Annotated in this window: 7 protein-coding genes; 5 read left to right on the forward strand and 2 right to left on the reverse strand. The window is 69.0% G+C overall.

The annotated features are described in order from the left end of the window. Positions 1–240: 240 nt before the first annotated feature. Positions 241–1,485, forward strand: coding sequence for an epoxide hydrolase family protein (locus tag KXC43_RS44170; RefSeq protein ID WP_221382263.1), 1,245 nt, complete (start codon positions 241–243; stop codon positions 1,483–1,485). Between the two features lie 78 nt (positions 1,486–1,563). Beyond that, positions 1,564–2,778, forward strand: a complete 1,215-nt coding sequence (locus KXC43_RS44175; RefSeq protein WP_221382264.1) for a hypothetical protein — start codon at positions 1,564–1,566, stop codon at positions 2,776–2,778. A gap of 209 nt (positions 2,779–2,987) precedes the next feature. Here KXC43_RS44175 and KXC43_RS44180 read toward each other — a convergent pair whose 3' ends face one another. Beyond that, positions 2,988–3,914, reverse strand: coding sequence for a zinc-binding dehydrogenase (locus KXC43_RS44180; RefSeq protein ID WP_221382265.1), 927 nt, complete (start codon positions 3,912–3,914; stop codon positions 2,988–2,990). 228 nt (positions 3,915–4,142) lie between these two features. On the opposite strand from KXC43_RS44180, the gene KXC43_RS44185 reads away from it, so the two are divergent. The 3 genes from KXC43_RS44185 (at position 4,143) to KXC43_RS44195 (ending at position 6,839) form a co-directional block, all read left to right on the forward strand. Continuing rightward, positions 4,143–5,183 carry an ankyrin repeat domain-containing protein gene (locus KXC43_RS44185; protein WP_498370583.1) on the forward strand — a complete coding sequence of 347 codons (1,041 nt, stop codon included), beginning with the start codon at positions 4,143–4,145 and terminating at the stop codon, positions 5,181–5,183. Next, positions 5,176–6,306, forward strand: coding sequence for an epoxide hydrolase family protein (locus tag KXC43_RS44190; protein WP_221382267.1), 1,131 nt, complete (start codon positions 5,176–5,178; stop codon positions 6,304–6,306). The genes KXC43_RS44185 and KXC43_RS44190 overlap by 8 nt, the downstream gene beginning before the upstream one ends. A gap of 170 nt (positions 6,307–6,476) precedes the next feature. Further along, positions 6,477–6,839 carry a hypothetical protein gene (locus KXC43_RS44195; RefSeq protein ID WP_221382268.1) on the forward strand — a complete coding sequence of 121 codons (363 nt, stop codon included), beginning with the start codon at positions 6,477–6,479 and terminating at the stop codon, positions 6,837–6,839. An 85-nt stretch (positions 6,840–6,924) separates the two neighbouring features. On the opposite strand, the gene KXC43_RS44200 is transcribed toward KXC43_RS44195, so the two are convergent. Then, entirely contained in the window at positions 6,925–7,506 is a 582-nt protein-coding gene (locus KXC43_RS44200) for a TIGR03086 family metal-binding protein (RefSeq protein ID WP_221382269.1), read from the reverse strand. Positions 7,507–7,782: the final 276 nt, after the last annotated feature.

The raw sequence follows: 7,782 nt of genomic DNA on the forward strand, positions 1-7,782 counted from the left end.
GCGGTCGCACACCGAGGCTTTCGGCGCCGCGGGCGGGCCTCGGCGGCACAGGTCTCATCAGGTGTCTCCTCGAGCAGTAGTGGATCACAGTTATCTGGGGACATTTCCGATCTGGTGGTCGCAGTCCTTTCTTGCTTCCGTTGAAACCCGGCATTCACACCAGGGATTTGCCCGGGTGCGAACCCGCGCGGGTCACGTGAGCCTGGGGCGAAGACGCCTTCGCTACGCAGAGAGGAAGTCATGACATCCGTCGACAGCGGCACCAAGACCCTTCTCCGGCCCTTCACCGTCGAGGTTCCCGATTCCAAGCTGGCCGATCTTCGCCGACGGGTCAAGAGCACCCAGTGGCCCGAGAGGGAAACGGTCACAGATCACTCGCAAGGCGTGCCGCTCGCTTTGATGCGGGAACTGGCGCGCTACTGGGCCGACGAGTACGACTGGCGCCGATGTGAGGCGGCCTTGAACGCCTTACCGCAATTCCTCACCGAGATCGACGGCCTGGACATCCACTTCATCCATGCGCGGTCGAGTCATGAGGGCGCACTGCCGCTCCTGGTCAACCACGGCTGGCCGGGCTCGATCGTCGAACAATTGAAGCTCATCGACCGGCTGACCGATCCGACTGCCTACGGTGGGGACGCCGCCGACGCGTTCCACGTGGTGGTTCCGTCGATGCCGGGATACGGATTCTCCGGCAAGCCGACTGCCACGGGCTGGGGCCCGGAGCGGATGGCGAGCGCTTGGGCCGAGCTGATGAGCCGGCTGGGCTACAACCGCTACGTCGCCCAGGGCGGCGACTGGGGTGCGTTCGTCGTCGATCAGATGGGCTTGCAGGCGCCGAAGGGACTGCTCGCCATCCACACGAACATGCCGGCCGTCGTTCCGGCCGACGTCAACGACGCGGCCCAGGCCGGTCAAACGCCGCCACCCGATCTCACCGCGGACGAACGTCGCGCTTACGATCAGCTCATCCGGACGTTCGGGCAGGTCGAATATGCGCGTTACATGGCTGCTCGTCCGCAGACGTTGTACGGAATCGCGGACTCACCGGTCGGCCTGGCCGCGTGGCTTCTCGACCACAACGACGCCGACGACCAGCCCGCAGCCGCGGTCGTCGCCGCCCTGAACCGCGCCACCAGCGCCGACGGTGAACTGACGCGCGACGAGATTCTCGACAACATCACCCTCTACTGGCTGACGAACACCGGGGTTTCCGCGTCCCGGCTCTACTGGGAGTACCGGGGCGGTTTCTTCAACGCCAAGGGCGTCACCATCCCGGTCGCCGTGACCGTTTTCCCCGGTGAGCAGTACGAGGCGCCGCGCAGCTGGACCGAGCGCGCCTATCCGAACCTCCTCCACTACAACCGCGTCGCCAAGGGTGGCCACTTCGCCGCGTGGGAGCAGCCACAGCTGCTGGCCGAGGAACTCCGGGCCGCGTTCCGGCCACTGCGTGAGCCGTCCGGTATTGACGTGTCGTCCCATTGACCGATGACGGACGGCCAGGCACCTGAACAAGCCGGATAAGCGTCCGGTTCCCGTAACTGGGTCCCCTACGATGCGCGGGTGACTGATGATCCAGCCCGGACGCTGTCCGGCGATGAGAGGCGGGCCGCCGCTGAGGCAGGTGTGGCGGTCTTCGCGGGCCGGCTCATCCTGGACGCGCAACCGCCCGTCACCGACGCGGTTCTGGCTGCGGTTGCCGAACACTGCGCCGGACCGCTGCCCCCGCCGCTGATCGACCTGTGGCGTACGTCCTTCGGGGGCAGTCTCCACTACGACTTGCGGGCTGGCATCGGCGGCAACGAGGTCGCGGTGTCGTTGCGAGAGTTGTTCCACCCTGACAGCGATGGCTACCAGGACCTGTGGGGCTGGATCGAGCACGAGCGTGAGCTGATCGACGGTGCTCGGCTGTCCCATCTTCCGATCGGCGGCTTCGAGTATCTTGACCGCGTCTACGTGGGCACCGCTGACGGGCCCGGCTACGGATTGGTGGCGTGCTGGCAGCAGGGGCTGCCGACCGGGTGGGAACTGAGCGAGGGCGACCGGGCCGCGCCGATCGCCGCCGACCTGTACGCGCTGTTCGCCCAGCTGGTCCTGGAAGATGACCCGTGGGAGACCGACAAGGCCGGTACGGAACTGCGCGAGGCAGTCGAGGGGCTGAGCCGGATCAGTGACCCGCGGGCGCGGACGGCCGCGGACAAGCTCCGCAGGCTCGTGCGAGAGGCGGTGCTCGATTGGCGGGGTGCGTTGCGGGCCGGCACCATCGCCGGGCAGCGCCGGCTGCGACGCCTCGCCTTGGAGCGGGCTGCCGCCGGCGACGACCTCGCCCTGGTGCAGGAGCTTGTGGCCCACGGATGCGATCCGGCGGAGTCCGTTCGCGGCGGTCTGACACCGATCGACATCGCTCTGGGCAGGCGGGGATTCACCGTGGCGGCGTGGCTGCTGGAGCGGCAGGTGCCCGTCGGCAACACCTTGCGGGTCGGGGCGCATGCCGTCGACCTCGGGTTGGCCGAGGAGCTGCTCCGCCGCGGCGCGTCGGTCGACGCGTCGGCGGTGGCGGCAGCCATGAGCAATCAAGACGTGGCGGTGGTGGATCTGCTGGCGCGTGCCCTGCCTCCGGGGAGCGACCGGCCGCAATGGCTCATCCGCAGGCTGCGCCAGAGAGCGGCTCAGGCGGCGCCGGCGGGCGAACGACCGGGGGACGACGCCGAGCCGGAGCGGCACCGGTCAGCGGTGCTCAACCGGCTCGCCGAGGCGCTGACGAGCCGGCTCGAGTAGCCGATCTCGGACAGCGGGGCTCCGGCTAGTTCGGCAGGTCGCCTCGGCCGAACGGGCTCAGCGGTGCGAGCCTTGCGGGAGCGCGGAGTGATCACCGGGTTAACCCGGTGATCAACCTCATGGCGCTCAACCGCTAGGTGCAGGCGACGCTGCAAGTTCAGGTGCGGCCGCTGAGCCGCCGTGGCGCAGCGGCGGACACCCAGGGGGTTTCAGTCGAGTTCGGCGACGGCCTTGCCGTGCAGGGTGCCGTCGCGCAGAGCGGTGATGGCTTCTTCCACGTGTTGCCACGACTTGCGCCAGGCGATGGAGGGCTGGAGCACGCCGCCGGCCAGTTGCTCGCTGAGCCAGGTGAAGTCGGGTGGCAGGGCAGTGCCGTCGAACTGGTGGAAGCTGACGACGGCCCGGTTGTTGCGGTCGGGGGTGGCCATGAGCGCGCCGGGCGGAAAGCTCTCCTCCTCGGTGGCCAGGTGGCCCAGGGCGATCAGGACGCCGCACGTGTTCAACCGGTCGAAGGCGCGGACGAGGAGAGGGCCACCGACGGTGTCGATGACGGTGTGGACGGTGTCCTGGTAGTCGGCCGGGTCGGCGACGACGACCTGGGCCCCTAGATCGCGCAGCTCCGCGCCGAATCGTTCCGGGGAGCGGGTCACGGCGATCGGCCGGGCGCCGGCCAGGTGCGCGAGCTGGATCGCGTATCGGCCGACGCCACCGGTGGCGCCGGTGATCATGATGCGCCGGCCCAGGGCCGGACCGCTGCGGCGAAGGGCGCGGAGCGCGCTGTTGGCTGAGACGGGAACTGTGCTGATGGCGCCCAGGTCGGCGTCCTTGGGCGCAGCGCCCAGCATGGCGGTGTTGACGGTGCGGTATTCCGCCCATCCTCCGCCGTGTCCGAAGGTGGTGACCGCAGTGCCGACGGCGGGCCCGGAGCCGTCACTCGCCTCCTCGACGACATGACCGGCGGCCTCCCAACCGGCGACGCTGCCGTCCTTCAGCCCGCGGGCCGTGGCCAGGTCGCCGGCGTTCAGCGCGAACGCCGCAACCTTGACCAGCACCTCGTCCGGGCGGGGCGCGGGTTGCGCCGCGGTCCCCAGCCTGAGCCCCGACGGCTGCGCATGGTCGACGATCAAGGCACGCATCAGGTCCTCCGAGCTCGGCGTCGGTGATTCAGCAGCGGCGGGGCGGCCCTGCTGAATCGGTGTCAACTCATGTCACACCGTGTTGCTGCAACAGGGTCAACTTGGTCAGGGCTGTCCGCAGTCGGCGAATCCCGCCGCGTCCGGTGCTTGACCATGTGCCTGGAACAGGGTGTCGCCTGGGAAGAGATCGCTGAAGGCCGAAACTGCGGACACGCGTACAGGAAGGGGATGGACGTGACCCTGCAAGCCGCGATCCGGTCCGGCGACTCGGTGGCGATGAGCGAACTGCTCTCGGCGGGGGCCAGCCCCGATCATCGGGACCGCGACGGTCGTACGCCTCTGATGATTGCGTCGGGCCTCGGTCGGCTGAGACCGGTCGCCCTGTTGCTGGCGGCTGGAGCCGACGTTTTCACGGTCGAGCCGCACATGGGCGCCACCGCCTTGCACAAGGCGGCGCAGTCCGGGGATGCCGGCGTCATCGGTCTGCTGCTCGACCACGGCGCCTTCGTCGATCAGCAGTCGCCCCGGCTCGGGCACACGCCCTTGATGGACGCGGTCCAGCACAAGCATGAGGCTGCGGTCGAACTGCTGCTGGCGCGCGGCGCTCGGACGACGATCCGGAACCACTGGCAGGAGACGGCACTCGACCTGGCACTTCAGGACGGGGCACACAGCATCGCCGGCCTTCTCCGAGCCAGAGACGTTGCGGACGCGGGCCGGCTCCGTGCGCTGCCGCTGCCGGCGGCGGTCAAGGCCGGCGACCTTGCCGAGGTGGAACGGCTCATCGCCGCGGGGGCGCTGCTCGACGAGCGAACGCCGGCGGTGGGCGGGCACGACGACGACTACACCGCGCTCGGATTGGCTGCTCGCGACGGCCGTACCGAAATCGTCCGCGTGCTGCGCGGCGCGGGTGCGGACCCGCGACAGCTCAACGGATTGATGGGAGCAACGCCGGGCCACGAAGCCGCATTCGCCGGGCATGCCGAAGTCCTGCGGGTGCTGACGGCATCCGGTGGGACCGGTGCGCCGGCGCTCGACCTCGACGCGCAGGGCGCTTACAACGGCTTCACAGCCCTGCACGATGCGGTCTGGCACGGGCACGGGGAAGCGGCTCGTGTCCTGGTCGACGCCGGCGCACGGCTGGATCTGCGGTCGCACACCGGTCACACACCCCGGCAACTGGCGCTTCGCTACAGCTACGACGACATTGCCGCGTTCCTCGCCGACGCGGAACGACACGACTCCGGAACGGATTTCCCTCATGAGTAACGTGGTCCGGCCACGGCCCTTCGCTGTCTCCGAGGCCGCGCTCGACGATCTGCGCGAGCGGCTCGGGCGTACGCGCTGGCCTGAACTCGAGCCGGTGCAGGACTGGAGTCAGGGCGTACCGTCGCGGAAGTTGCGGGCGCTGTGCGACTACTGGCGCGATTCCTACGACTGGCGGCTGTGCGAGGCGCGGCTGAACGCGCTGGACCCGTCGACCACCCACATCGACGGCCTCGACATCCACTTCCTGCACCTGCGCTCGCCCGAACCGGACGCCACCCCGCTCGTGATGACTCACGGCTGGCCCGGATCGGTCATCGAGTTCCTGAAGGTGGCGCCCCTGCTGGCCGATCCGCGAGCACACGGTGGCGCCGCCGAGGACGCCTTCCACGTCGTCCTGCCCTCGCTGCCCGGCTTCGGGCTGTCCGGCAAGCCGGCGGAGACCGGTTGGGGGCCCGAACGGATCGCGCGGGCCTGGGTCGAGCTGATGCGACGGCTGGGTTACGACCGCTTCGTCGCGCAGGGCGGCGATTGGGGGCATGCCGTCGCCACTGCGCTGGGCGGCATCGGTGAGCCCGCGGTCCGGGCAATCCACTCCAACATGTTCCCCACGTACGGCACCGAGGAAGCCACGAACCTGCAGGAGCAGCGTGCGCTGCAACGTCAGCGTGACTTCGAGAACAACGAGTCGGGTTACAAGCACGAGCAGATGCAGAGCCCACAGACCATCGGGTACGCGCTCACCGACTCACCGGTGGGGCAGGCGGCGTGGATCTACGAAAAATACCAGCAGTGGACCGACCACGGTGGCGACCCGGAAACCCTGTTGAGCCGCGACGAGATGCTGGACAACATCACGCTGTACTGGCTGACCGGAAGCGCCGCCTCGTCCGCGCGCATCTATTGGGAGAGCTTCCGCAGCTATCGGGATCCGAGAGTCGACGTACCGGTCGGTGTCAGCATCTTCCCCCGCGACATCTATCTCGGCAGCCGGCGCTGGGCGGAGGCGAAATACCCCAGGCTGGTGCACTACAACGAACTGGCCCGAGGCGGGCACTTCGCCGCGTGGGAACAGCCGGAGCTGCTCGCCGAAGAGATCCGCCTGACGTTCCGCCACCTGCGCTGACGGGCCGACGGAAGTACTGGCAGCTCGTCCCCGAAGGGGACCCGCGCGCGGGACGGTGGTGTCCCGTGCCGGCACGACAGATGTGCCGTGCCGGGCAAAGATCGCGGACAGCGGGGCACTCCGGTGCGGGGAATATCTGTCGGAATCCACCTGACTGGTGGACTCAACGGATGGAAGGCGAATCCCTCTCGACTCCCTTCGCGGGTTCGCTGTTCATCACCCTCGCCGCCGAGGGGCGTCTGGTGCTGGACGCGGGACGGGCCGACGAGCTGATCGCCGGGCTGGAGCGCACTCACTCGTCCGTACGGACCAGGCTGACGATCCTCCGGCAACGTCAGGCGGGTCCGGCCGGGCGGGTTGTCGAGCCGCCCGACGACGCCTCGCGCGACATCGTCGACGCCGTCTTCGCGGACCAGATCGCGCCCGGCCTGCTGGAGCGGGCGAACGAGGAGATCCCCAAGTACATCGAGGCGCTGCGGGTCGCCCGCCGTCCGCCGCTGCCCGGCTGCCGGTCGGGTTCGAAGATTTCCTGAAATCGCGCACGGACACTTGCTGCCGTCCCGACGACAAGTGGAGGCGGCAGCGGAAGGGTCAAGGTGGTGCTGCGTCGGTCGCCGGTCATGCCTTCTGGGTAGGCGTCCACCCCGGATCCCGGCCCGAGAAGGCGATGACGCGGTCGATCGTGGGTGCGTCGTCCGCGATCGGGACCTCGTGGCCGAACGCCATGCCCGGACCGCGCCACTCCGGCTTGATGGTCGCCTGGTAGAAGGCGAGTGCCTGGGCGGCGGTCGCTTCGTCCGGCTGCCAGGGACGGCCGACAGCGCGGGCCAGCTCCCACCCGTGGGTCATCACTTCGATCAGAAGCATGTTGATGACGATGCTGCCGGGAAAGGAACCGCCCAGGTGGGGCACGTTCACGACCGTCGTCTCGACTCCGGAGTCCAGGGCGATCCGCAGGGTGGCGGAGAGCCGCGCGAGGACGGCGTCGAGGTCGTCGGGCCCCGAATAGGCGTGCGGGTCGGCTCCGTTGTTCTCGGCGCCGGGGTTGCGGAAGGCGTCCTCGAAATAGATCAGTCCGCCGGTGAGGTGCCGCCGCAAGGCCAGCACGTCGAGCCCCGCCGAGGGGGTGGGGAGCTCGTACTGGTCGGGGGTGGTGGCGTCGGCCACCCGCGCGAGGTCGTCAAGGACGTTCAGGATCATCAGGAGTCGCCCAATCGCGAAACTGTTGAAGGGCCGGCGGAAGGCCGACGGACATCCAACAGTGTGTTGTCGGAACACAGTCAAGCCCCTCTCTGCGTACCGGCGGGTGCGGGTGCCAGCGGGCCGGATGCTCGCCGTGAGTTGCCCCCGCTTTGATGGAGCGGTGGTTACCTGCCGCCGGTCGGGGCAGGGGTGAGGCTATCTGGCTCGCTCTGGGCGTGCCAGGCGATCTCGTATTCGTCCGGGCTGAGGTAGCCGAGCTCGCGTTGGATACGT

Origin of the sequence: Paractinoplanes polyasparticus, from assembly GCF_019710575.1 — a bacterium.
GTDB lineage: Bacteria > Actinomycetota > Actinomycetes > Mycobacteriales > Micromonosporaceae > Actinoplanes > Actinoplanes polyasparticus.